Raw genomic sequence first — 23,833 nt, 5'->3', positions numbered from 1 at the left:
TCTCCAATATAAAATTATTTCACACGGTTTTCTCTATGAAAATCTCCGCTTTTCCCACCTGTTTTTTCAACTAAAAACGTTTTTCCAATTACCATACCTTTATCGACTGCCTTACACATATCGTAAACCGTTAAAGCACAAACCGAGGCTGCTGTTAACGCTTCCATTTCCACACCTGTATTTCCTTTTGTTTTAACCTTTGCTGAAATGTGCAAAATATAGTCATTATTTTCTTTTCCCCATGAAAAAGAAATATCTACACCATTTAAGGGAATCGGGTGACACATTGGAATAATATCCCAAGTTTTTTTACATGCCATTACTGCTGCAACTTGTGCAACTGCTAGGACATCCCCTTTTTTCATTTCATTATTGGTTATTTTTTCATAAATATCACAGCTAACAGTAATACTTGAATAAGCGAGAGCTGTTCTAATTGTTTCAGGTTTACTGCTAACATCGACCATTTTAGCACGGCCTTCTTCATTAAAATGCGTAAATTCTCCCATATGTACACACCTTTCTAACAAAATCATACACTATTTTTCCAAACATGTATGTATCAACTTGTATTTTCCTTCACAAGATTGGAGTTATTGCTGATATGATAGGAATACGATAAACTTACTCTATCGCAATAGAGGTGAAAAACAATGATATTATTACAAGTAAACCAATTAAATAAATATTATGGTGCAGATCTTATTTTATCTAATATTAAACTAGAAGTACAAACTCGAGATAGAATTGCCTTAGTCGGCCGTAACGGTGCTGGAAAATCTACTCTGCTAAAAATCATTGCTGGGCAGATGTCCTTTGATTCTGGAGAAATCATGAAACCAAAGGAAGTTACGATTGGGTATTTAGCACAAAATACAGGGCTGGAATCAAGCCTTTCCATTTGGGAAGAAATGCTTACGGTTTTTGCTGGATTACGAATTCTTGAACAAAAGCTTCGACAATATGAAGAACAAATGTCTGATCCAGCAATATTAAAAGAAACAAGCACTTACGAAAAATTATTAAAGGATTATGACCTCTTGCAGGTTCAATTTAAAGACCTTGGAGGGTACCAATACGAGGCCGATATTCGTTCCGTTCTTCACGGTTTAAATTTTCATACCTTTGATTATTCTACCAAAATTTCCAGCCTGAGTGGTGGCCAAAAAACGCGGCTTGCACTTGGAAAATTATTATTAACCAAACCCGATATTCTTATTTTGGACGAACCCACCAACCATTTAGACATTGAAACATTGTCCTGGTTAGAACAGTATTTACAAAATTACGAAGGAGCTATTTTAATTGTTTCTCATGATCGCTACTTTTTAGACAAAGTTGTCAACCAGGTTTATGAAATGTCACGGCAACAAATCCTAAAATTCACAGGAAATTATAGTTCCTATCTCGTGCACAAGGCAGAAAACTATGAACGTGAAATGAAGATGTATGAAAAGCAGCAGGATGAAATTACGAAGTTACAAGATTTTGTTGCTCGAAACCTCGCCCGTGCATCCACTACAAAAAGGGCGCAAAGCCGGCGGAAACAACTTAATCGAATGGATGTTATGAACCGGCCTCTAGGAAATGAGAAATCAGCTACATTCTCTTTTGATATTGAAAAACAAAGCGGAAATGAAGTGTTAAACGTCCATTCTGTCGCTGTTGGTTATGGTGAAGAAAGGGTATCTGAAAATATATCCATTCGAATTACCCGTGGGGAAAGTATCGCGCTGGTTGGGCCGAATGGGATCGGTAAATCCACCTTATTAAAAACTATTGTACAAAAACTAGATCCGTTAGCTGGCACATTCCAATTAGGCTCCAACGTCTCGATTGGCTATTATGATCAGGAACAAGCTGAATTAACATCAAATAAACGTGTGTTAAATGAACTATGGGATGAATATCCGTTAAAGCCTGAAAAAGAAGTTCGAACTGTTTTAGGTAATTTTTTATTTTCGGGTGACGATGTTTTGAAAATTGTTTCAACCTTAAGCGGCGGAGAAAAAGCTCGACTTGCCCTCGCCAAGCTTATGATGGAAAAAGCTAATCTCCTCATTCTTGATGAGCCCACGAACCATCTGGATTTAGACAGCAAAGAGGTACTAGAAAACGCCCTCATCGATTATCCTGGAACTATTTTATTCGTTTCACATGACCGTTATTTCATTAATCGAATCGTTACAAAAGTGATCGAATTAGGGAAGAACGGCGCTGTCGAATATTTAGGTGATTATGACTACTACGTTGAAAAGAAACTCGAACAAGTTGAGCTAAAAGCACTTGAGAATACACCTAAGGTGGGGACAACACTTGCTGGCACTCCAGTAAAAAATACTTATCAACAGGATAAGGAAACAAAAAAATTGGAGCGCCAACGACAGAGAAGAATGGAGGAAATTGAGGCGAGTGTCGAAAAATTAGAGACACTGATCTCAACTAACGAACAGCTATTATGTGACCCAGAGATATACCAAAACCATGAAAAAGTGTTGGAGCTTAACGGCCAAAACGAGGCGGCACATTCCACGCTTGAAGAACTGATGGAGGAATGGGCTGAACTTGCTGAGGACTAGGGAAATCTTGAAACGGTAATTATTTTATGCTGTTTTCTAAAAGATTGAATGTATACCTTTAAAAATGAAACTGATTGGAGCGGAAGGTGCTCGACTCCTGCGGGAGCAGCGGGACAGGTGAGACCCCGCAGGCGTAAAACGAGGCCACTGAAAAAGGCTGAGAAATTTTGAGAAAAGCAATTCCCTGAAAAATCCATCCCCACTTTCGATTTAATAATGAGGAGTAAATCGGACTGAATCCTCCACTTCGATAGAGGAAAATGGCGGGATTTTGGGATTGTGTATTGTCAAAAACTTCATTTTAAATAGAAAAGGACTTTTTCAGCAGCCTCCGTAAAACGCCGAGGAGGCTCACCGCACGCCCCGCGGAAAGCGAGCACCTGGAGCGGAAATCAGCCTCTACTCTCATAAGTAAATAGCAACAAATTTTACGAAAACAGCCTTATTTTATAATAAAAAGGCTGTGTTAAAACTCATTGTTGATTGTAGCGGAAATCAACATTCTAATTTTACACAGCAAATAAAAAAACCACAAAACTGACGACTTTTGTCATAACTTTTGTGGTTTTTTTCAAGTTGTTTTTTCGAGATTTATCTACTTTTTTCGATATTTTTCATCCAAATTCGTGAAAATATGTGGGAAATCATAACTGAAAAAGTTATTCATTACTTATTAACAATTTTATTCACATTAAGCTTATTATTTTTACAGCATCCACAGGGGTTTTCCACATTATCCACAATTTCCGCTATACTTATCCACACTATACACATGTTATATACACTTATCCACAAAAAAACTCTTCTTGGCGTAAGAAGAGTAAAATGTTTTTTCGGATTAATTGTGGATAGAAGGATCTGTTTTCAATTAAATGTTGTCGAAAGAACAGAGATTTTCGATTTAATTGTAGATCGTGATGTCCAATCCAGGATTGCCATTTAATGAAAGGTTAGCACGCTTTCCTTTTTCAAATAAAACGCTACCGACTGCTGCAATCATCGCGGCATTATCCGTACATAAGGATAATGGTGGAATGACCAACTCGATTTCGGGAATTTTAGTAAATGCCTCTGTTAGTGCCGCTCTTAATCCCTTATTGGCTGCTACACCACCTGCGAGTAGGACCTGCTTAACTTGATATTCTTTCGCAGCTTTTACGGCTTTTGTAACTAACACATCAATAACACTTTGCTGAAAGCTTGCTGCAAGATCCTCTGGTTTGATGCTCTCTCCACGTTGCTCTGCATTATGAACTGTATTTATTACAGCTGATTTTAATCCACTAAAACTAAAATCATATGAGCCTTCTTCTAGCCATGCTCTTGGCAAGTTGATCGTAGGCTTTCCTTCTTGTGCCATTCGGTCAATATGAGGACCACCCGGATAAGGTTGATTCAGCGTTCGGGCAACCTTATCATATGCTTCACCTGCTGCATCATCTCTTGTTTCACCAATAACCTTAAAATCTCCATGTTCCTTCATATAGACTAGCTCAGTATGACCACCAGAAACAACTAAGGAAAGGAGTGGGAAATTCATTTCAGTCACAAGACGATTCGCATAAATATGACCGGTGATATGATGGACACCGACGAGTGGAATACTATGAGCAAAAGCGATTGCTTTAGCTGCATTTACCCCAATTAAAAGAGCACCAACTAACCCTGGGCCTTCGGTAACTGCAATGGCATCTAAGTCTTTAAAGGTGACTCCTGCTTGTTTCATTGCTTCCTCTAAAACAATTGTAATCTGCTCAACATGGTGTCGCGATGCTATTTCTGGAACAACACCACCAAACCGTTTATGACTTTCAATTTGTGAAGCAATAACATTCGAAACGATTTCCCGTCCGTTTTTTACAATAGCAACTGCCGTTTCATCACAACTTGACTCAATGCCCATTATTAATAGATCTTTTCTCATAACTCCACCCACATTACTAAAGCATCTTCACGGTTATCAGTATAATACCCTTTACGAATTGCACCATCTTTAAACCCTAGCTTACGGTATAAAGCCAGAGCTACTGAATTAGTTACCCTCACTTCAAGTGTCATCTTTACTGCACCCAATTTCTTCGTTACCTCCATTACCTTCAATAACAATGCTTCCCCTAGCTTTTTCCCCCTATGTTCTGGAAGTAGTGCAATATTTGTTATATGAGCTTCATCCACAATCACCCATACACCACAATATCCAACTACCTGTTCGGCCTCTTCAATGACAATATAGACTGCGAACCGATTGCTTGTCAGTTCATTGACAAATGCCTCACGACTCCAAGGGGCAGTAAACGATTCATGCTCTATTTTTAGTACATCATCGATATCTTTTAATTCCATATCTCGGAAAGTTAGTGATCCGTTCATATCATTCTTCCTTCTTTAAACTATTGCATTTCTTTTTTTGCTTCCAACCATTTTGCCTCTGCCTCAGCAAGTCTTATGTAATTCGGTACAAAGGAATGAACATCCTCCCCGGGTAAATCCCTTCCTAACAAAGCCAACTCGGAAGGACGTGGGTTATGTTCTGTTATCTCTGCAAAGTATGCTTGATGTGTAAGAACTTCTTCAATCCCATTCCGATGAATCGGTAAATCATTACCAATAAATAAGATGCTTTCAGATCGTTTTTTCAAGTCCTGCGCCCAGTCCTGTGAAAGTACAAGCTGGTCTTTTTTGATAACTTGCAGTTTTCCTTCATTGAATTGGTAAAGCCCGGTATAAACTTGTCCTCGTCTAGCATCAAATAATGGCGAAATGCTTCCTTGGAAATAACGACCGACTGATGCAGCCAATACTTCTAAGCTGGAAACCCCTACTAGCGGAATATTCAATGTCCAAGCCAGTGTTTTGGCAATCGTTACACCGATTCGCACACCCGTATATGAGCCTGGCCCTTTTGCAACAACTATCTTGGTTAAATCTGAAGGAAGGATATCACAAACCTTCATCAACTCCTCAATTGCTGGCATGACTCGGACAGAATGATTTTTCTTTACATTCGTAATGTATTCACCAATAACCTTATCTTCATCAATGAGTGAAATTCCTAAAGCATAATTAGAAGTATCAATTGCTAATACCTTCATTAGTTAATCTCCTTACATAATTCCTCATAGCGAGTCCCTCGCGGTTTTAAAACAATTTTACGTGCATATTCATTTTCATGGTATAGGTAAATCGTCAATATACTATCAGGTAACTGATCCTTAATGAGATGAGCCCACTCCACAACAGTTACACCATTTCCTTCGAAATACTCATCAAAACCTAGATCTTCAAAAGAATCCTCTACTCTATATACATCCATATGATAAAGCGGAATTCTCCCTTGATATTCTTTTATGATCGTAAAAGTTGGGCTATTGACCGTTCTACTGATACCTAACCCCTCTGCAAGCCCTTTTGTAAAAGTGGTCTTCCCCGCACCTAAATCACCCTCAAGAGCAATCACATCTCCAGGTTGAAGTTTTTGAGCTAGTTGTTTAGCAAATTCTGTTGTTTGTTGCGGATTATTTGAAATGAACTCAAATTCACTCATACCATTTATCACCTTTTTTGTATATTCTTTATACTTTTTCAATAAAAAAACCCTAGGATTCCTCCTAAGGGAAAACATTCTATATGTAGTGTACATGATTTTTACCCTTTGAGCAAAAACAACCATAAAGAATTACTCAATACAGGCTTTGCTCAGAATTTAATATTTTCTTAACTTTGAACAAAAAAAAAGACGAAACAATGTTTCGCTTTTTTAAAGGATTGCGGGGGCAGGATTTGAACCTGCGACCTTCGGGTTATGAGCCCGACGAGCTACCGGACTGCTCCACCCCGCGACGGTATTAATTATTGATTTTCTTACAAACAATCATAACATAAATTATGATTAAAAAACAGCCCGGCAACGTCCTACTCTCACAGGGGGAGAACCCCCAACTACCATCGGCGCTGAGAAGCTTAACTTCCGTGTTCGGTATGGGAACGGGTGTGACCTTCTCGCTATCGCCACCAGACTATTTAATTGGGAATTTTCATTCCCTCAAAACTAGATAATGCAGAAGAAGTTGTAAAACTAATAACACCGTTTTTGGTTAAGTCCTCGATCGATTAGTATCAGTCAGCTCCACACGTCACCGCGCTTCCACCTCTGACCTATCAACCTGATCATCTTTCAGGGATCTTACTAGCTTGCGCTATGGGAAATCTCATCTTGAGGGGGGCTTCATGCTTAGATGCTTTCAGCACTTATCCCTTCCGCACATAGCTACCCAGCTATGCCTTTGGCAAGACAACTGGTACACCAGCGGTGCGTCCATCCCGGTCCTCTCGTACTAAGGACAGCTCCTCTCAAATTTCCTGCGCCCACGACGGATAGGGACCGAACTGTCTCACGACGTTCTGAACCCAGCTCGCGTACCGCTTTAATGGGCGAACAGCCCAACCCTTGGGACCGACTACAGCCCCAGGATGCGATGAGCCGACATCGAGGTGCCAAACCTCCCCGTCGATGTGGACTCTTGGGGGAGATAAGCCTGTTATCCCCGGGGTAGCTTTTATCCGTTGAGCGATGGCCCTTCCATGCGGAACCACCGGATCACTAAGCCCGACTTTCGTCCCTGCTCGACTTGTAGGTCTCGCAGTCAAGCTCCCTTGTGCCTTTACACTCTACGAATGATTTCCAACCATTCTGAGGGAACCTTTGGGCGCCTCCGTTACTCTTTAGGAGGCGACCGCCCCAGTCAAACTGCCCACCTGACACTGTCTCCTACCCCGATCAGGGGTATGGGTTAGAATTTCAATACAGCCAGGGTAGTATCCCACCAATGCCTCCACCGAAGCTAGCGCTCCGGCTTCTACGGCTCCTACCTATCCTGTACAAGCTGTACCAAAATTCAATATCAGGCTACAGTAAAGCTCCACGGGGTCTTTCCGTCCTGTCGCGGGTAACCTGCATCTTCACAGGTACTATAATTTCACCGAGTCTCTCGTTGAGACAGTGCCCAGATCGTTACGCCTTTCGTGCGGGTCGGAACTTACCCGACAAGGAATTTCGCTACCTTAGGACCGTTATAGTTACGGCCGCCGTTTACTGGGGCTTCGGTTCAAAGCTTCGCCTTGCGGCTAACCTCTCCCCTTAACCTTCCAGCACCGGGCAGGCGTCAGCCCCTATACTTCGCCTTGCGGCTTTGCAGAGACCTGTGTTTTTGCTAAACAGTCGCCTGGGCCTATTCACTGCGGCTCTTCAAGGCTATTCACCCTAAAGAGCACCCCTTCTCCCGAAGTTACGGGGTCATTTTGCCGAGTTCCTTAACGAGAGTTCTCTCGCTCACCTTAGGATTCTCTCCTCGCCTACCTGTGTCGGTTTGCGGTACGGGCACCTTTTATCTCGCTAGAGGCTTTTCTAGGCAGTGTGAAATCAGGAACTTCGGTACTATATTTCCCTCGCTATCACAGCTTAGCCTTCACGGTAACGGGATTTTCCTCGCTACCAGCCTAACTGCTTAGACGCGCATATCCAACAGCGCGCTTACCCTATCCTTCTGCGTCCCCCCATTGCTCAAACGATAAAGAGGTGGTACAGGAATATCAACCTGTTGTCCATCGCCTACGCCTTTCGGCCTCGGCTTAGGTCCCGACTAACCCTGAGCGGACGAGCCTTCCTCAGGAAACCTTAGGCATTCGGTGGATGGGATTCTCACCCATCTTTCGCTACTCATACCGGCATTCTCACTTCTAAGCGCTCCACCAGTCCTTACGGTCTAGCTTCAACGCCCTTAGAACGCTCTCCTACCACTGACATCTAAGATGTCAATCCACAGCTTCGGTGATACGTTTAGCCCCGGTACATTTTCGGCGCAGAGTCACTCGACCAGTGAGCTATTACGCACTCTTTAAATGGTGGCTGCTTCTGAGCCAACATCCTGGTTGTCTAAGCAACTCCACATCCTTTTCCACTTAACGTATACTTTGGGACCTTAGCTGGTGGTCTGGGCTGTTTCCCTTTTGACTACGGATCTTATCACTCGCAGTCTGACTCCCACGGATAAGTCTTTGGCATTCGGAGTTTGTCTGAATTCGGTAACCCGATGAGGGCCCCTAGTCCAAACAGTGCTCTACCTCCAAGACTCTTACAACGTGAGGCTAGCCCTAAAGCTATTTCGGAGAGAACCAGCTATCTCCAAGTTCGATTGGAATTTCTCCGCTACCCACACCTCATCCCCGCACTTTTCAACGTGCGTGGGTTCGGGCCTCCAGTAGGTGTTACCCTACCTTCACCCTGGACATGGGTAGATCACCTGGTTTCGGGTCTACAACCACATACTCATTCGCCCTATTCAGACTCGCTTTCGCTGCGGCTCCGTCTTATCAACTTAACCTTGCATGTAATCGTAACTCGCCGGTTCATTCTACAAAAGGCACGCCATCACCCATTAACGGGCTTTGACTACTTGTAGGCACACGGTTTCAGGATCTATTTCACTCCCCTTCCGGGGTGCTTTTCACCTTTCCCTCACGGTACTGGTTCACTATCGGTCACTAGGTAGTATTTAGCCTTGGGAGATGGTCCTCCCTGCTTCCGACCGGATTTCTCGTGTCCGGCCGTACTCAGGATCCACTCAGGAGGGAACGAAGTTTCAACTACAGGGTTTTTACCTTCTTTGACGGGCCTTTCCAGACCTCTTCATTTACCCCGTTCCTTTGTAACTCCATGTTGAGTGTCCTACAACCCCAAGAGGCAAGCCTCTTGGTTTGGGCTATTTCCCGTTTCGCTCGCCGCTACTCAGGGAATCGCATTTGCTTTCTCTTCCTCCGGGTACTTAGATGTTTCAGTTCCCCGGGTCTGCCTTCAATACCCTATGTATTCAGGTAAAGATACTACTCCATTACGAGCAGTGGGTTTCCCCATTCGGAAATCTCCGGATCAAAGCTTACTTACAGCTCCCCGAAGCATATCGGTGTTAGTACCGTCCTTCATCGGCTCCTAGTGCCAAGGCATCCACCGTGCGCCCTTTCTAACTTAACCTAAAGGTTAATCTCTTATTATATAAGAGAGAAAAAAACTAATGTGGTGTTTCTCGGTCTTACAATTCTTCTTCTTACGATTATCTAGTTTTCAAGGAACAAAAAAGCTTTAAGAGATTGCTCTCTCAAAACTAAACAAACAAACCATCAACATCACATCACTATAAGTGTTGTGTTCCGATTGTCTTTACGACAATATCCTTAGAAAGGAGGTGATCCAGCCGCACCTTCCGATACGGCTACCTTGTTACGACTTCACCCCAATCATCTGTCCCACCTTAGGCGGCTGGCTCCTTACGGTTACCCCACCGACTTCGGGTGTTACAAACTCTCGTGGTGTGACGGGCGGTGTGTACAAGGCCCGGGAACGTATTCACCGCGGCATGCTGATCCGCGATTACTAGCGATTCCAGCTTCATGTAGGCGAGTTGCAGCCTACAATCCGAACTGAGAGTGGTTTTATGGGATTGGCTCGACCTCGCGGTTTTGCAACCCTTTGTACCACCCATTGTAGCACGTGTGTAGCCCAGGTCATAAGGGGCATGATGATTTGACGTCATCCCCACCTTCCTCCGGTTTGTCACCGGCAGTCACCTTAGAGTGCCCAACTGAATGCTGGCAACTAAGATCAAGGGTTGCGCTCGTTGCGGGACTTAACCCAACATCTCACGACACGAGCTGACGACAACCATGCACCACCTGTCACTCTGTCCCCCGAAGGGGAACGTCCTATCTCTAGGAGTGTCAGAGGATGTCAAGACCTGGTAAGGTTCTTCGCGTTGCTTCGAATTAAACCACATGCTCCACCGCTTGTGCGGGCCCCCGTCAATTCCTTTGAGTTTCAGCCTTGCGGCCGTACTCCCCAGGCGGAGTGCTTAATGCGTTAGCTGCAGCACTAAAGGGCGGAAACCCTCTAACACTTAGCACTCATCGTTTACGGCGTGGACTACCAGGGTATCTAATCCTGTTTGCTCCCCACGCTTTCGCGCCTCAGCGTCAGTTACAGACCAAAGAGCCGCCTTCGCCACTGGTGTTCCTCCACATCTCTACGCATTTCACCGCTACACGTGGAATTCCGCTCTTCTCTTCTGCACTCAAGTTCCCCAGTTTCCAATGACCCTCCCCGGTTGAGCCGGGGGCTTTCACATCAGACTTAAGGAACCGCCTGCGCGCGCTTTACGCCCAATAATTCCGGACAACGCTTGCCACCTACGTATTACCGCGGCTGCTGGCACGTAGTTAGCCGTGGCTTTCTGGTTAGGTACCGTCAAGGTACCGGCAGTTACTCCGATACTTGTTCTTCCCTAACAACAGAGCTTTACGACCCGAAGGCCTTCTTCGCTCACGCGGCGTTGCTCCATCAGACTTTCGTCCATTGTGGAAGATTCCCTACTGCTGCCTCCCGTAGGAGTCTGGGCCGTGTCTCAGTCCCAGTGTGGCCGATCACCCTCTCAGGTCGGCTACGCATCGTCGCCTTGGTGAGCCGTTACCTCACCAACTAGCTAATGCGCCGCGGGCCCATCTGTAAGTGACAGCCGAAACCGTCTTTCAGCTTTTCCTCATGGGAGGAAAAGGATTATCCGGTATTAGCTCCGGTTTCCCGAAGTTATCCCAGTCTTACAGGCAGGTTGCCCACGTGTTACTCACCCGTCCGCCGCTGATATCAGGGAGCAAGCTCCCATCAATCCGCTCGACTTGCATGTATTAGGCACGCCGCCAGCGTTCGTCCTGAGCCAGGATCAAACTCTCCAAGAAAGTTGATTGACTCATAAAAGTTACGTTGGCTAGTGATCACGACCGAAGTCATTCACACTATAAAAAAATTATATTGTTGACGTTTGTTTGTTTAGTTTTCAAAGAACAATTTTTGGAGCGGGTGATGGGAATCGAACCCACAACAACAGCTTGGAAGGCTGTGGTTTTACCACTAAACTACACCCGCATATTCATTTAAATTCCACTTAAGAAAATGGTCGGGAAGACAGGATTCGAACCTGCGACCCCTTGGTCCCAAACCAAGTGCTCTACCAAGCTGAGCTACTTCCCGTATATATGGTGCGCCCGACAGGGGTCGAACCTACAACCTTCTGATTCGTAGTCAGATACTCTATCCAATTGAGCTACGGGCGCATTAACTAAAAATTAGCAACTTAATTATTATAACAAAACCAATTAACGTTGTCAACATCTTTTTGTGTTTTTTTGGTGCGGCCGAGAGGACTTGAACCTCCACGGGGTTGCCCCCACTAGGCCCTCAACCTAGCGCGTCTGCCATTCCGCCACGACCGCAAATTCACAGCGACAATAAACATTGTACCACCGACTAATAACCACAATCAACTGGTAATTAGTGGTGCGGGTGAAGGGAGTCGAACCCCCACGCCTTGCGGCGCTAGATCCTAAGTCTAGTGCGTCTGCCAATTCCGCCACACCCGCGTATGAAAATGAAAATGGTGAGCCATGAAGGACTTGAACCTTCGACCCTCTGATTAAAAGTCAGATGCTCTACCAACTGAGCTAATGGCTCGAACAAAAAATGGCTGGGCTAGCAGGGATCGAACCTACGAATGACGGAGTCAAAGTCCGTTGCCTTACCGCTTGGCTATAGCCCAATAATTTAAACTTTTAAAAAAATGGCGGTCCGGACGGGACTCGAACCCGCGACCTCCTGCGTGACAGGCAGGCATTCTAACCAACTGAACTACCGGACCAAAATTATTAAAGTGACCCCTACGGGACTCGAACCCGTGTTACCTCCGTGAAAGGGAGGTGTCTTAACCACTTGACCAAGGGGCCTATATATTAACTGGCGGAGAAGGAGGGATTTGAACCCTCGCGCCGGTCACCCGACCTACACCCTTAGCAGGGGCGCCTCTTCAGCCTCTTGAGTACTTCCCCAAATAAATGGCTCCGCAGGTAGGACTCGAACCTACGACCGATCGGTTAACAGCCGATTGCTCTACCACTGAGCTACTGCGGAACAATGATATAGGAAATCTTATTTCGTAATCAACAGTGATATAAAACTTAATATCATCTTATCGACTTTTTTAATTATAAGGACTCTTTGACCAAATGTCAAGAAAAAATTATCACTCATGATTAGCTAATATAGCAGTCACGGTATGTAAATTTAACATGAATTTATTTCTCTGTCAACTCTTTTACTAACACTAGTTTCCCTTTACATTTACCACATACGTATTTTGAAGTATTCACCGCTCTTTTCCGTTTATACAATTGAGAACACTCTTGGCAATTATAGATCAGGACCTTTTTTACCGTTCTCCGTTTCGTTCGGCCAGGAAGAGGCGTACAAAAACGAGGTGCTTCCACCTTCTTAAGCAGTTGTTTAAAATCGTGATCACGATGACGGTATCCCCTACCTTCAAGATGCAGATGGTAATGGCAAAGCTCGTGCTTAATAATACCAATTAGTTCTTTTTCGCCAAAAAGTTCAAAATACTTCTTATTAATATCAATATTATGATTCGCCAGAAGGTATCGTCCACCTGTAGAACGCAATCTCGGATTGAAAAAAGCTTGATGCAGGAAGGACTTTTGAAAAAATCGTATTGAAATTTCTTCAACCATTTCTTGAAGTTTATTGTTATCCAAACCTAATTTCCTCCTCAACACCGAACATGACAAGCTATTATATCATATAATATTGTTAGCTATTTAGTGAAATACTTTTCAGGGGGTTTTGCTAATGCCGACTTGGTTTCAGAACCAAATGCAAAGGGCATATTATGAGAAAAACCGTCATCAAATTAAACTATTAAACCAATGTTGGTTTATATACAGAAAAAAACACTGCCCCTAAGCAGTGTCTTTTTTCTCATTATTTGGAGGGCTCTAACATAGATAAGGAGACTCTGCCCTTTTTCATATCTACTCCATCAACCCAAACCGTTACAACATCACCGACAGAGACAATATCCAGTGGATGTTTAACAAAACGACGACTAAGCTTTGAAATGTGAACAAGACCGTCTTGCTTCACGCCAATATCGACAAACGCGCCAAAATCGACAACATTTCGCACCGTTCCTTGAAGTTCCATACCGGCATGGATATCCTCAAGCTTAAGTACGTCTTTTTTTAACAACGGTGCAGGAAGCTCATCTCGAGGATCTCGTTCTGGTCTCATTAATGCATCGACAATATCCTTCAAAGTTAACTCCCCTATTTGAAGTTCCTCAGCAGTTGCCTTTAAATCAAGGTTAGCTAATACGGATTGCAGCTCTTCGCTTCCCAAATCAGTTGTTTGATAGCCTAAATTTGAAAGTAGGAGTTTTACTTCCCGATAGCTTTCTGGGTGAATGCCTGTCCGATCAAGCGGTTCTGACCCATCAATGATTCTTAGGAATCCAATTGCTTGTTCATATGTTTTAGCCCCGAGACGTGGAATTTTTTTTAGTTGTTTTCGATCTGAAAACTTCCCTTCTTCTTCTCGTTTCTTAATGATATTGTTTGCTACTGTTTTCGAAAGACCTGAAACGTGTTGAAGCAAGGATGAAGAAGCTGTGTTAACATTTACCCCTACTTGGTTAACAGCTGTCTCTACCACGAAAGTTAATGAATCTGATAATTTCTTTTGGGAAACGTCATGTTGATACTGTCCCACCCCAACCGATTTTGGATCAATTTTAACTAATTCTGCAAGGGGGTCTTGCAACCTCCGGGCAATAGAAACAGCACTTCTTTCCTCAACTTTGAAATCAGGGAACTCTTCTCGTGCTAAATCTGAAGCAGAATAGACACTTGCACCAGCTTCATTCACTATCAAATAAAAAATATCTTCACTTTGATCTTTCAGGATGTCAGCGACAAATTGTTCTGACTCACGCGAGGCGGTTCCATTCCCGATTGCCACCATTTCAACTTTATACGTTTCTAGTAGAGAAATGAACTTTTGGCGGGCTTCCTTTTGCTTTGAAACAGGCGGATGCGGATAAATCACATCAATCTTCAATACCTTGCCTGTCTCATCAACAACCGAAAGTTTGCAGCCTGTCCGATATGCTGGGTCTAAACCAAGTACAACCTTCCCCTTTAATGGAGGTTGAAGCAACAGTTTGCGTAAGTTTTCCGAAAAGATATGAATAGCTTGTTCTTCGCCTTTATCTGTCAGTTCATTTCGGATTTCACGCTCAATTGAAGGTTGAATAAGGCGTTTGTATCCATCCTCAATTGCTTCTGTTACTAGTTGAACCGTAACGGAGTGCGGAACCTTTATCCACTTTCGTTGTAAATAGTTCAAAACAGCATCATTGTTCGGCTTAACTGCAACACGCAGAATGTCCTCTTTTTCACCACGGTTTAGTGCTAGGACCCGGTGTGGAACGATCTTACTTACTGGTTCCTCATATTGATAGTACATTTCAAAAACAGCTTTTTCATCTTTATCCTTTTCTTTAACTGAGGATTCCACTATTCCGGTTTTAAATGTTTCTTGACGAATCCACTTACGACTTTCTGCATCATCAGAGATCCATTCTGCGATAATATCCTTGGTACCCGCCAAAGCATCTTCTACCGTTAGTACTTCAGTTTCTTCAGATAGGAATTCCTTTGCTTTTTGTTCAGGATCCCCTGTTTTCGGGAAATTCATAATCCATTCAGCAAGCGGCTCTAACCCCTTCTCCTTGGCAATCGTAGCCTTTGTACGCCGTTTTTGCTTATAGGGACGATATAAATCCTCAACTTCTTGAAGCTTGATCGCCTTATCAATTTGTATTTTTAGGTCTGGAGTAAGCTTGCCCTGCTCTTCAATTATCCGAACAACTTCTCCTTTTCGTTGTTCTAGGTTTTGTATGTATTGCCATCTTTCGATAATATCCCTGATTTGGACTTCGTCTAATGCTCCCGTTTGCTCTTTTCGGTAGCGTGCCATAAAAGGAACCGTATTTCCATCATTGAGAAGGTTAATAACACTTCGAACCTGACCTAATTTCAATGTTTGTTCAGTTGCAATTTGTTTTAAATATTGTTCTTGTTTATCAACGGTTTGTTCCAATTGATTATCCTCCAACGTTCAAATTTTCCCTTTTCATTATTGTAACAAATTTACACACTCATTTGCACAAAGTGACGAGCTTGCTATTAGATAGTATGCTTTTTAAGCATTGTCTCTCAAATATAAAAGGCAAGCCTGTAATAGGCTTGCCTTAATGTTGTTTTAGGATATGTAAAAGAAACAGGCAAACAAACGTCGCCGTTCCCTTGTAAAACTGTGTTTCGAATAAAAAAATTGAATCATGACAGAAAATGCAATTGAAGCAGTGTACCGATTTTTCTAAAATTCGATGAGCCCTAAACTAACTTGTAAGGCGTCATCCACTTTATCCATCATTTCGTCGTCGAGATGGGTAATTTTATCGGTAAGTCGTTGTTTATCAATTGTTCGAATTTGTTCTAAAAGAATGACCGAGTCTCGTTCAAAGCCGTAACGCTTTGCATCAATTTCAACATGGGTAGGCAGCTTTGCTTTTTGTATTTGAGCTGTAATTGCTGCAATAATGACTGTGGGACTAAACCGATTCCCGATGTCGTTTTGAATGATAAGCACAGGACGAACACCGCCTTGTTCTGAGCCAACAACTGGGGATAGGTCCGCAAAATATACGTCACCACGTTTGACAATCAAGAGATTACCCTCCGCTTACTAGGCGTTCTACTGCGTGTTCTGCCTCATACTCTGCTTGGAATGCTTCCGAAGCAATTGTCAGATTAATTTTGGCCATTTCCATGTAGCCTCGTCTCATAGATTCGCGAATTTGTCTCTTTTTTCGTTCGCGAAGATACATTTTCGTTGCTTGATAAATAAATTCACTACGATTACCGTTTTCCTGTTTTACGAAACCATCCAACTCGATTAAAAGATGTTGCGGTAATTTTACCAAAATCTCAGTTGTTGCGCTGGATTCAGACACAAACATACACCTCCACCATCACTACACACCATTTATCTCTATCCTTTTTTATATTACCACTATTCACCCAGAAAGCAAAGGCAATTCCTGATTATCCTGGATATTCCTCCATTAATAATCGGATTCATATGCACGATATTAGTTATTGCCTATTTAAATTCATTTTACTCCGCAATTGGATTATATATATCAACAACCTCACCTTGCTGCTTATAAATACGGGGAACACGGTTTGAAATGATACATGGAATTTCATAATTAATCGTTTCCGCCCGCTTAGCTATCTCATTCACAGAGATCATATCTCCATCTTGCTCCCCTATCAAGGTAACCTTTGTTCCAACCTGCATCTCATACGGAAGTTTAATCATACACTGATCCATACAAATACGCCCGACGATCGGCACTCTAATTCCATTCACTAAAACTTCTTGCCCTTGCAGTTTACGAATCCATCCGTCTGCATAGCCAATTGGAATGGTTCCAATCCATTCTTCACCTTCCGCTTCATAGGTGGCACCGTAGCTGACCTTTTCTCCCTTTTGGAGCCTTTTTACATGGACTAGGCGCGAATGTAAAGAAAAGGCTTCTTTTAATGGAAACGGAATCTCCGTTTCCATTTCTATTGATGGCGTCAAGCCATACATTGAGATACCCATTCGAACTGCATTAAAGTTTGCATCCTTAAATCTCAATGAGGCAGCGCTATTACTGCAATGAATATATTTTGGACGAATTCGAAACCAATCAACCATTTGTTTAAAGCGTTCAAACTGTTGCATAAAATATTCGGTATTGATTTCGTCAGCAGTGGCAAAATGGGTGAAAACCCCTTCTAGCTCCATTCGGTTATCTTCAATAATCCTATTTTCCACTAATTGAAGTTCCTGTTTATCCCGAATTCCAATCCGTCCCATTCCTGAATCAATTTTTACATGAAGCTTTAAGACTTGATCTCCTGTTAAATAGGCCTTCGCTTCTTCAAGCCAATCTACTCGAAACACGGTTAGGGTTACGTGATGATCTACCGCAAGACTCACATCCTGTGGTCGACTTGCCCCCAACACAAGGATTGGTGCCTTAATCCCTTTTTTTCTTAAGGAAAGAGCTTCATCTAAAAAGGCTACCGCCAAATAGCTTGCACCTGCAACAATAGCGGTGTTGGAAATTTGAACATCTCCATGCCCATAAGCATTTGCCTTAACAACGGCCATAATCCCCACATTATCTGGTAATCTCTCTCTTAAGCCCTTTATGTTTTCCGAGACCCGGTCTAAATCGATTTCCACCCAGGTATCTCGGTAAAAATATCCTTGCTCATCCAATCCGTCCACTTCCTTAACCCCGTTCATTTTTCCCGTTTTAACAGGCAGTTAAATTCCAGTATGAAATTTCACTTTATACTATGTTGATTATCAAACTCCTTATTTTTTTTGTCAAATAAATTTCGTTATTTTTACAGGGTAAAAAGGTTTTGGGTATTAAAAAACAGGCCCGGAAAAATCGAGCCTGCCAACCTGATGCTAATTTCACTCGGATTGAATTTTCTTCTACGCTTATCACCCTAAAATAACAAACGCCGTTCTACTTCACTGCATCCCCTGAAACCGTACGGGCAACCATTGCCATTTCATCTGGACTTAGATCTTTAGATGCTATCGTGTAATCCACCCCTTGGTATGTCCAAGTAACCCGGTTTTGCGACATGACTCCAATTGTATAACCTAAATCAACTGGTTCTCCAACCACTGAAGCTGCAGAAGCTGTCGCCGGCATGATTTCGGTCTTCTCCTGAACTAAAGTAAAAGATTTATCTCCCCCAAAGGTTAAGACAACCCGTTTGCCTGTTTCAGTTTTGAACTCTTTTTCACTGATAAGACTAACACCCGGAAGGTTTTCAGTCGGATATTTGACCGAAAATTCTTTGGATTTTACATCGCCCATTACTGGTACTTCTAATTGTGCACCTGTCATATTCTTTTGCATATCGAAGTCATTCTTGTCAAAACTTGCATCAAACTTGACTGCTGAAAACCGAACAGTAACTAACGCATTCCGATCGGAGTCCATTACTTTAACACTTATCGGGGATAAATCTTTTTTGTTTATCGTAATTTCTTGAAGTGGAAGCATTTTATTATTTTGATATCTCGTTTTCGTTTCAAATACATAATGGTCTTTTGTTGAAGTGAATTTCGCCTGTTTATCTTGGATAATATCCTTAATTAAGGATTCATATAGGTAAGCTTGGCTGCTATTTTGCGGCCAATTGCTTTGGAAACGAAAACTTTTATTAAGAGCAGGTGTAAGCACAAAAACGCCTTGGTCGTTTCGTAAAATCATTTGGCTTTGATCCTTTTTGGCATTTTTTAAATTCACACGGTAGAATGAAGGATCTTTATGCCAAATTTGCACCTCGTATGTTTGTGGCTCCGTTCCCATTTGCAACGTCATTTTGGCATTCGCTTTATAGGAACTTAGTTTAGCAAGTTTTCCATTTAAATCTCTTACCACATCTTCCTGTGTTTTTGTACCGCAGGCTGCCAATACAAAAAACACCATGAGCCCGGCGAGAAGCAACAACCCGTTTTTCCTCATTTCTTCAACCCCTTTAGTCTCATTTCTTCGTAGAAATGGAGAGCCAGCCAGGAATTAGACAATGACGATTGATTGCTCCCGTCCTTTACGTCAATGTTCCCGCCGCCTAACCTTGTCTCTCCTATCGCACTACGAATATATGAGACAACCTAAAGGAATATGCCGGGGAGTGTGTGTTATGTGTTAAATAATTTCTTCCCTTTTTTCAATCACTACTTGAGCAATTGCATATTGTTCGCTATGAGAAATAGACAAATGTACACCCTCGGAAAATGGTTTTATGATAAAGGGTTTTCCTTTTTCATCTTTCTGTATTTCAATATCGAGAAAAGAAAGGTTCTGACCAATTCCTGTGCCAAACGCTTTGGAAAACGCCTCTTTTGCCGCAAATCGCCCTGCTAAAAATTCAATTCTTCTTTTTTCTGAAAGGGCTTCAAAATGATCCTTTTCTAAAGGGGTAAGTACTCGATTTATAATTTTCTTTTGGCGCTGCAATAAATCCTTCATTCGGTTCAGTTCTACGATATCAATTCCAATTCCTTTAATCATATGTCTCTTCCTTCTATTTAATATTGTTCTCGCATAAACTTGGGTACGAGCGTGTTTAGCGCATGGATTTATGTATAATGGTATTATGTAAAAAAAGGTGGGATCCTAATGTTCTCTAGAACGGAAAATTTCCAACAATTTATCCGCTATTATCCAATCGTCTCTACTATTATACTCATACACATTTTATTATATCTAGTTACGCTCATCCCAATTTTCCCAAGCAGACTAATCTTTGAAACTTTGGCCGGGGTCAATCTTTATATAGCAGAAGGGGAATATTGGCGATTCATTACCCCCATTTTTTTACACAGCGGATTTGCCCATATGTTATTTAATAGCTTTTCCCTAGTACTCTTTGGACCAGCCTTAGAGAAAATGCTTGGAAAAACAAAATTCACTCTTCTATATCTTGCTGGAGGAACTTTAGCTAATGTCGCGACATATCTAGTTAATCCTTTATCTTATTCGCATGTAGGATCAAGTGGCGCCATTTTTGCCTTGTTCGGCTTTTACCTCGCCATCATCTTGTTTAAAAAGCACTTATTATCACGCCAGAACTCGCAAATCGTCTTAACCATTACCGTCATTGGGCTAGTGATGACTTTTATTCAACCAAACGTAAACGTTGCTGCACATGTATTTGGCCTGATTTCGGGCTTTTTAATTGGTAGTATCGTATATTTTGATAAAAATGTAAAAGTTACTATACCGTTTTCTGGAAAATTCCAATCAACTAATATTCGCTCGGTCAAACAAAACCTAAAGTCCTTGTCCCCGGGAAAATTAATCTTTTGGGGAGTAGTCCTCGTCCTTGCCATCGTTGGCTTAATCGGTCGTTAAAAAACCTATCCATAAATTGGATAGGTTTTTTCTATATATTTATTATCTCTTATCATGCGAAAACCATTTGAAGACCATCGCAGCATCCTCACGTTCAACATCCACAACTCTACCTCCCCCTCCGCCAAGTCCTGATTTGACTAAAGCATGAATGGACTGGAGTTGGTTTTTCCTTTGAAAAAAGCTTTCATCAGTTCGCAGCGATTGTATTTTCTTCTTTTTCATAAACACAATATGCTTGATCATTCGGCGATATCTTAGGGTAAGCTGATCATCTTCAATACTCCATCCTACATCGCGATAGGACAGATATTGAATGTATGAAACCGGCAAGACCAACAGGAAGGCTAGCCATCCCCATGGTCTACTCACAAAAGGTGGAATGATCACAATCGGCAAAATCACCAGCCATCCTTTTAAAAGATACCTCTTTAAAGCCCGTTTCGGAGCGGGCTGAAGCTTAGGATTAAAATTGTATTCTGGTAGCCACTCCCCTAATATTTCTTGAATCTTGGTTCTACTTACTATCGGAAGCATCATCACTTTTGCCAAATCACCATTCTCAGCCGATCCTCCCGCATTCTCTAAATAAACCGTTCCATAGCCAAACGGTTGCCTCAGCAGGTTCTGCGTTATCCTAATTGATTGAATTCGGTTTAATGGAACGGTGATTTGCCTTTTCTCGATTAATCCCCTAGAAATCACCAAATCATCTGCAGTTTTCGTCACGGTAAACTGGGCGTATTTTATCATCGTTCCAATTAACGCAAGGATCCAAACCAATAAAAATCCGATAAACACGAGCGTGCTTACCAATACTATTCCATTCTCAATCAAACTTTCAAATCGCTTAAACACACGTTCAAACGGAATGATCTCATCAAATTGTGATAGGAAGGCGATTATTGCTGACATAATTACGCCCACTCCACCAGATGTGGTGGCCAACAATATTAACTCCTTTGGAGAAATTTTATAAATGACATTCGACTCAGGTGCTGAATCAGCCTCTATACTTGTACCTGAACTTTTCACTGCAGATAAGATTGCTTGGAATTGTCTAGCCTCTTCTTTTGAAATGGCTGCAAATACGGCTTCAGCATCTTCATTGCCATTCCCTCCATGCGCCGCTGTTTCAACTTTTAGCTTAACCAGTCCAAATACACGATGAAGAATTCCTTCTGATTGATCAAGGCTTTGGATTCGCTCAAGCGGAATATATCGTTTTTTTCTTACAAATACACCAGATTCAACCCGGAGTTCACCCTCTTCAATCCGGTAAGTAAATCGAAGCCACGAGATAATACCTGTAATCAACGCAAAAATAATAACAGCAAGGGGTATCAACAATGAAAAGATCCCTCTTTCCGAACCTCTACCACCAAATACGGTGAAAGCAAGAATCGGAAAAATCATATCTTTCAATTGTTTTAAAACTGTGGATATAACAGCAACTGGGTGTAGTCGTTTTGGCTCAGACATCCTCATCAGCTACCCTCGCCAATTTTCCTATTTTGAATCGAAGTTCTTCCGCTTCTTCGATATCCAAAGCCGGTATTTCATGGGTTGTTGCCGCAGTCGAAATGGCCACGGTCGCCAAGTTATATTTTTTCAATAGCGGGCCTTGGTTTGTATCAACATGCTGAACACGAATCATTGGGATCAAGGTTCTTCTTGTAAAAATAACCCCATGTTGCAGTTCAATTTCACTTTCTCTTACTTCATACCGCCAGCGCTTCCATTTTAGTTTAGGCATAACGAGGATAAACACGTATGTATAGCTTCCCATAGCGATGACTGCTATCGCCATAATCCAAACAGGCCATTCAAAAATAATGGCTAAGGTCAATATCCCTCCCAAAATAAGTAGGGCAAATATCGAGTTCAGTGCTCCATGGATTCTCCATACCTTTAGTGCCCGTCCAGATATTCTTGTCTGCGGTTCCATTAACATGACGTACCTCCTGCCACTTTTTCTTCCTTAATTATACAGAAGGGATTGAAAATGATAAATACATGGTTAAGAGGTTTTGTTTACAGTAAAAAAACACGCTTGATATACTCCCTATATGAAAAGGAGGTAATCAGCATGTCATGTCCAAAAAGGGCATAATGATCAAAATTTTTTTATTTTAGGCTCTGTTAAACTAGAATGTTGATTTCCGTTCCAGGCGCTTCGCTTTCCGCGGGGCGGGCGGTGAGCCTCCTCGGCGCTAAAGCGCCTGCGGGGTCTCACCTGTCCCGCTGCTCCCGCAGGAGTCTTCGCGCCTTCCACTCCAATCAACATTGTGCAAAAAATCAACATTGTGCTTTAACACAGCTTTATTTTAATAGGAAGCTCGTTTGATCAATTTGCTCAACAGATTCCCAATCGCTTAATTGTTTTGCCAACTGGAACAAGGCCTGATCCTTTTCCTTAGCCTCAATCATACAGTGAATTTCGGGGACTGAATCATTTACCTTTTTTAGAAAGGAAAAAAACAACTCAGGGTCAACATAATCGGCATGCGCACGAAAATCCTGTTTCGATCTTGGACTGGAAATATGCATTTTAAGTGGCAGCTTTGAATGACTCCACGTATTAACCACACGGTCCCAGTCGTTTTCCCACAACGGTTCCTGATGATTAGCTAAATGGTGATGGTAATCGAACACGAGCGGAATACCTAATTTTTCACATAGGTATAGAGTGTCTCCCAGGGTAAAGGAGGTATCATCATTTTCAAGTATGATCATCTTTTGGAGCGATTGTGAAATAAAGCCCCAATTATGAATAAACTGTTCCAATGCCTTCTCCTTATCATGATAAGCTCCGCCTACATGGAGGACGCAACGGTGCTCAGAATCAATTTCCATTTCTTTGAGTAGCGCTTCGTGCATGGCAAGTGTTTTAATAGATGTATTTAGGATGTCTGATTTTGATGAGTTTAAGACGACAAAATGGTCGGGATGGAAGTCAACACGCATTGGGTAAAGCTTAAGATATTCCGCGATTTTAGTGAGTGGATCTGATAAGGCCGTCATATAGTTCCAATCGGCTAATTCCTCATGATTGGCAAGAGGAACAAGCCTTGAGCTTAAACGGAAAAAATGAATGTCATGGCTGACATTGTGCTTTAATAAACGTAGGCAATTATCTAAATTTTTCACGGCAATTCGTTCCAGCTTTCTAATCGCTGCCTCTCGATCCTTTGTTGCAGAAAACTGTTTAAATGTCATCGTTTGAGATGGTGAACAGTTTTGCAGTTGAACACTCATTGCAACATACCCCAAGCGGATGATTGTCATATTAGACCTCCC

Annotated in this window: 18 protein-coding genes, 12 tRNA genes and 3 rRNA genes; 3 read left to right on the top strand and 30 right to left on the bottom strand. The window is 42.3% G+C overall.

Annotated features, from left to right (window positions below):
• Nucleotides 1-14 precede the first annotated feature (14 nt).
• Entirely contained in the window at nt 15-509 is a 495-nt protein-coding gene (gene moaC, locus B1NLA3E_RS01235) for a cyclic pyranopterin monophosphate synthase MoaC (protein WP_015592046.1), read from the bottom strand.
• A 144-nt stretch (nt 510-653) separates the two neighbouring features.
• Between moaC and B1NLA3E_RS01230 the strand changes: the two genes are divergently transcribed.
• A complete protein-coding gene (locus B1NLA3E_RS01230) occupies nt 654-2,579 on the top strand; it encodes an ABC-F family ATP-binding cassette domain-containing protein (protein ID WP_015592045.1) in 1,926 nt (641 codons plus the stop codon).
• A 901-nt stretch (nt 2,580-3,480) separates the two neighbouring features.
• Here the strand turns inward: B1NLA3E_RS01230 and tsaD are convergent.
• From tsaD to B1NLA3E_RS01130, 20 genes are all read right to left on the bottom strand, one after another.
• Entirely contained in the window at nt 3,481-4,503 is a 1,023-nt protein-coding gene (tsaD, locus tag B1NLA3E_RS01225; RefSeq protein WP_015592044.1) for a tRNA (adenosine(37)-N6)-threonylcarbamoyltransferase complex transferase subunit TsaD, read from the bottom strand.
• Nucleotides 4,500-4,949 carry a ribosomal protein S18-alanine N-acetyltransferase gene (gene rimI, locus B1NLA3E_RS01220; protein WP_015592043.1) on the bottom strand — a complete coding sequence of 150 codons (450 nt, stop codon included), beginning with the start codon at nt 4,947-4,949 and terminating at the stop codon, nt 4,500-4,502. Before rimI ends, tsaD begins: the two co-directional genes overlap by 4 nt.
• Before the next feature lie 20 nt (nt 4,950-4,969).
• A complete protein-coding gene (tsaB, locus tag B1NLA3E_RS01215) occupies nt 4,970-5,671 on the bottom strand; it encodes a tRNA (adenosine(37)-N6)-threonylcarbamoyltransferase complex dimerization subunit type 1 TsaB (protein ID WP_015592042.1) in 702 nt (233 codons plus the stop codon).
• Entirely contained in the window at nt 5,671-6,123 is a 453-nt protein-coding gene (gene tsaE / locus B1NLA3E_RS01210; RefSeq protein WP_015592041.1) for a tRNA (adenosine(37)-N6)-threonylcarbamoyltransferase complex ATPase subunit type 1 TsaE, read from the bottom strand. Before tsaE ends, tsaB begins: the two co-directional genes overlap by 1 nt.
• 221 nt (nt 6,124-6,344) lie before the next feature.
• Nucleotides 6,345-6,418 (bottom strand) — tRNA-Met (locus B1NLA3E_RS01205).
• Between the two features lie 60 nt (nt 6,419-6,478).
• Nucleotides 6,479-6,595: ribosomal RNA gene (gene rrf, locus B1NLA3E_RS01200) — 5S ribosomal RNA — on the bottom strand.
• Nucleotides 6,596-6,669: 74 nt separating this feature from the next.
• Nucleotides 6,670-9,606 (bottom strand): 23S ribosomal RNA (locus tag B1NLA3E_RS01195).
• Between the two features lie 204 nt (nt 9,607-9,810).
• Nucleotides 9,811-11,360: ribosomal RNA gene (locus tag B1NLA3E_RS01190) — 16S ribosomal RNA — on the bottom strand.
• Together the 16S, 23S and 5S rRNA genes with 12 tRNA genes alongside form the textbook arrangement of a ribosomal RNA operon.
• Nucleotides 11,361-11,473: 113 nt before the next feature.
• Nucleotides 11,474-11,547: transfer RNA gene (locus B1NLA3E_RS01185), tRNA-Gly, on the bottom strand.
• A 28-nt stretch (nt 11,548-11,575) separates the two neighbouring features.
• A tRNA-Pro gene (locus B1NLA3E_RS01180) sits at nt 11,576-11,652 on the bottom strand.
• A 6-nt stretch (nt 11,653-11,658) separates the two neighbouring features.
• Nucleotides 11,659-11,735 (bottom strand) — tRNA-Arg (locus B1NLA3E_RS01175).
• Nucleotides 11,736-11,808: 73 nt separating this feature from the next.
• A tRNA-Leu gene (locus tag B1NLA3E_RS01170) sits at nt 11,809-11,894 on the bottom strand.
• A gap of 62 nt (nt 11,895-11,956) precedes the next feature.
• A tRNA-Leu gene (locus B1NLA3E_RS01165) sits at nt 11,957-12,041 on the bottom strand.
• A 15-nt stretch (nt 12,042-12,056) separates the two neighbouring features.
• Nucleotides 12,057-12,132, bottom strand: a tRNA-Lys gene (locus B1NLA3E_RS01160).
• Between the two features lie 10 nt (nt 12,133-12,142).
• Nucleotides 12,143-12,217 (bottom strand) — tRNA-Gln (locus tag B1NLA3E_RS01155).
• Between the two features lie 22 nt (nt 12,218-12,239).
• Nucleotides 12,240-12,316 (bottom strand) — tRNA-Asp (locus tag B1NLA3E_RS01150).
• Between the two features lie 13 nt (nt 12,317-12,329).
• Nucleotides 12,330-12,401 (bottom strand) — tRNA-Glu (locus tag B1NLA3E_RS01145).
• Between the two features lie 11 nt (nt 12,402-12,412).
• Nucleotides 12,413-12,503, bottom strand: a tRNA-Ser gene (locus B1NLA3E_RS01140).
• Nucleotides 12,504-12,510: 7 nt separating this feature from the next.
• Nucleotides 12,511-12,585: transfer RNA gene (locus B1NLA3E_RS01135), tRNA-Asn, on the bottom strand.
• Between the two features lie 164 nt (nt 12,586-12,749).
• The gene (locus tag B1NLA3E_RS01130) at nt 12,750-13,223 is read right to left on the bottom strand and encodes a SprT family protein (RefSeq protein WP_015592040.1); all 474 of its coding nucleotides are present in this window, start codon (nt 13,221-13,223) and stop codon (nt 12,750-12,752) included.
• Nucleotides 13,224-13,317: 94 nt separating this feature from the next.
• Here B1NLA3E_RS01130 and cmpA point away from each other — a divergent pair, with 94 nt between their 5' ends.
• On the top strand, nt 13,318-13,431 hold the full coding sequence (gene cmpA / locus B1NLA3E_RS24585; protein WP_144061411.1) for a cortex morphogenetic protein CmpA: 114 nt from the start codon (nt 13,318-13,320) through the stop codon (nt 13,429-13,431).
• 18 nt (nt 13,432-13,449) lie between these two features.
• Here cmpA and B1NLA3E_RS01125 read toward each other — a convergent pair whose 3' ends face one another.
• From B1NLA3E_RS01125 to acpS, 6 genes are all read right to left on the bottom strand, one after another.
• Nucleotides 13,450-15,627, bottom strand: a complete 2,178-nt coding sequence (locus tag B1NLA3E_RS01125; protein ID WP_015592039.1) for a Tex family protein — start codon at nt 15,625-15,627, stop codon at nt 13,450-13,452.
• 279 nt (nt 15,628-15,906) lie between these two features.
• Entirely contained in the window at nt 15,907-16,257 is a 351-nt protein-coding gene (locus B1NLA3E_RS01120) for a type II toxin-antitoxin system PemK/MazF family toxin (protein ID WP_015592038.1), read from the bottom strand.
• A 4-nt stretch (nt 16,258-16,261) separates the two neighbouring features.
• Nucleotides 16,262-16,543 (bottom strand): CopG family ribbon-helix-helix protein, encoded by a 282-nt coding sequence (locus B1NLA3E_RS01115; RefSeq protein WP_015592037.1) that lies wholly within the window; start codon nt 16,541-16,543, stop codon nt 16,262-16,264.
• Nucleotides 16,544-16,707: 164 nt separating this feature from the next.
• Nucleotides 16,708-17,868 (bottom strand): alanine racemase, encoded by a 1,161-nt coding sequence (gene alr / locus B1NLA3E_RS01110; protein WP_041580210.1) that lies wholly within the window; start codon nt 17,866-17,868, stop codon nt 16,708-16,710.
• A gap of 259 nt (nt 17,869-18,127) precedes the next feature.
• The gene (locus B1NLA3E_RS01105; protein ID WP_015592035.1) at nt 18,128-19,141 is read right to left on the bottom strand and encodes a LolA family protein; all 1,014 of its coding nucleotides are present in this window, start codon (nt 19,139-19,141) and stop codon (nt 18,128-18,130) included.
• A gap of 183 nt (nt 19,142-19,324) precedes the next feature.
• Nucleotides 19,325-19,690: a holo-ACP synthase gene (gene acpS / locus B1NLA3E_RS01100; protein ID WP_015592034.1), complete on the bottom strand. Its 366-nt coding sequence runs from the start codon at nt 19,688-19,690 to the stop codon at nt 19,325-19,327.
• A gap of 108 nt (nt 19,691-19,798) precedes the next feature.
• On the opposite strand from acpS, the gene B1NLA3E_RS01095 reads away from it, so the two are divergent.
• The gene (locus B1NLA3E_RS01095) at nt 19,799-20,533 is read left to right on the top strand and encodes a rhomboid family intramembrane serine protease (protein WP_015592033.1); all 735 of its coding nucleotides are present in this window, start codon (nt 19,799-19,801) and stop codon (nt 20,531-20,533) included.
• Between the two features lie 42 nt (nt 20,534-20,575).
• Here the strand turns inward: B1NLA3E_RS01095 and B1NLA3E_RS01090 are convergent, their stop codons facing one another.
• From B1NLA3E_RS01090 to uvsE, 3 genes are all read right to left on the bottom strand, one after another.
• Nucleotides 20,576-22,015 carry a PH domain-containing protein gene (locus B1NLA3E_RS01090; RefSeq protein ID WP_041580209.1) on the bottom strand — a complete coding sequence of 480 codons (1,440 nt, stop codon included), beginning with the start codon at nt 22,013-22,015 and terminating at the stop codon, nt 20,576-20,578.
• Nucleotides 22,008-22,487 (bottom strand): PH domain-containing protein, encoded by a 480-nt coding sequence (locus B1NLA3E_RS01085; protein WP_015592031.1) that lies wholly within the window; start codon nt 22,485-22,487, stop codon nt 22,008-22,010. Before B1NLA3E_RS01085 ends, B1NLA3E_RS01090 begins: the two co-directional genes overlap by 8 nt.
• Before the next feature lie 368 nt (nt 22,488-22,855).
• A complete protein-coding gene (uvsE, locus tag B1NLA3E_RS01080; RefSeq protein WP_015592030.1) occupies nt 22,856-23,821 on the bottom strand; it encodes a UV DNA damage repair endonuclease UvsE in 966 nt (321 codons plus the stop codon).
• Nucleotides 23,822-23,833 lie beyond the last annotated feature (12 nt).

The organism is Bacillus sp. 1NLA3E (assembly GCF_000242895.2).
Classification (GTDB): domain Bacteria; phylum Bacillota; class Bacilli; order Bacillales; family Cytobacillaceae; genus Bacillus_BU.
Note: the sequence above shows the minus strand (reverse complement) of the source record. Positions and strands in the feature narration are given on the sequence as shown.

Excerpts from the sequence above, each read along its gene's own strand:
- moaC (WP_015592046.1), bottom strand. The coding sequence starts at position 509 with ATGGGAGAATTTACGCATTTTAATGAAGAAGGCCGTGCTAAAATGGTC.
- B1NLA3E_RS01230 (WP_015592045.1), top strand. The coding sequence starts at position 654 with ATGATATTATTACAAGTAAACCAATTAAATAAATATTATGGTGCAGAT.
- tsaD (WP_015592044.1), bottom strand. The coding sequence starts at position 4,503 with ATGAGAAAAGATCTATTAATAATGGGCATTGAGTCAAGTTGTGATGAA.
- rimI (WP_015592043.1), bottom strand. The coding sequence starts at position 4,949 with ATGAACGGATCACTAACTTTCCGAGATATGGAATTAAAAGATATCGAT.
- tsaB (WP_015592042.1), bottom strand. The coding sequence starts at position 5,671 with ATGAAGGTATTAGCAATTGATACTTCTAATTATGCTTTAGGAATTTCA.
- tsaE (WP_015592041.1), bottom strand. The coding sequence starts at position 6,123 with ATGAGTGAATTTGAGTTCATTTCAAATAATCCGCAACAAACAACAGAA.
- cmpA (WP_144061411.1), top strand. The coding sequence starts at position 13,318 with ATGCCGACTTGGTTTCAGAACCAAATGCAAAGGGCATATTATGAGAAA.
- B1NLA3E_RS01105 (WP_015592035.1), bottom strand. The coding sequence starts at position 19,141 with ATGAGGAAAAACGGGTTGTTGCTTCTCGCCGGGCTCATGGTGTTTTTT.
- acpS (WP_015592034.1), bottom strand. The coding sequence starts at position 19,690 with ATGATTAAAGGAATTGGAATTGATATCGTAGAACTGAACCGAATGAAG.
- B1NLA3E_RS01095 (WP_015592033.1), top strand. The coding sequence starts at position 19,799 with ATGTTCTCTAGAACGGAAAATTTCCAACAATTTATCCGCTATTATCCA.
- B1NLA3E_RS01090 (WP_041580209.1), bottom strand. The coding sequence starts at position 22,015 with ATGTCTGAGCCAAAACGACTACACCCAGTTGCTGTTATATCCACAGTT.
- B1NLA3E_RS01085 (WP_015592031.1), bottom strand. The coding sequence starts at position 22,487 with ATGTTAATGGAACCGCAGACAAGAATATCTGGACGGGCACTAAAGGTA.
- uvsE (WP_015592030.1), bottom strand. The coding sequence starts at position 23,821 with ATGACAATCATCCGCTTGGGGTATGTTGCAATGAGTGTTCAACTGCAA.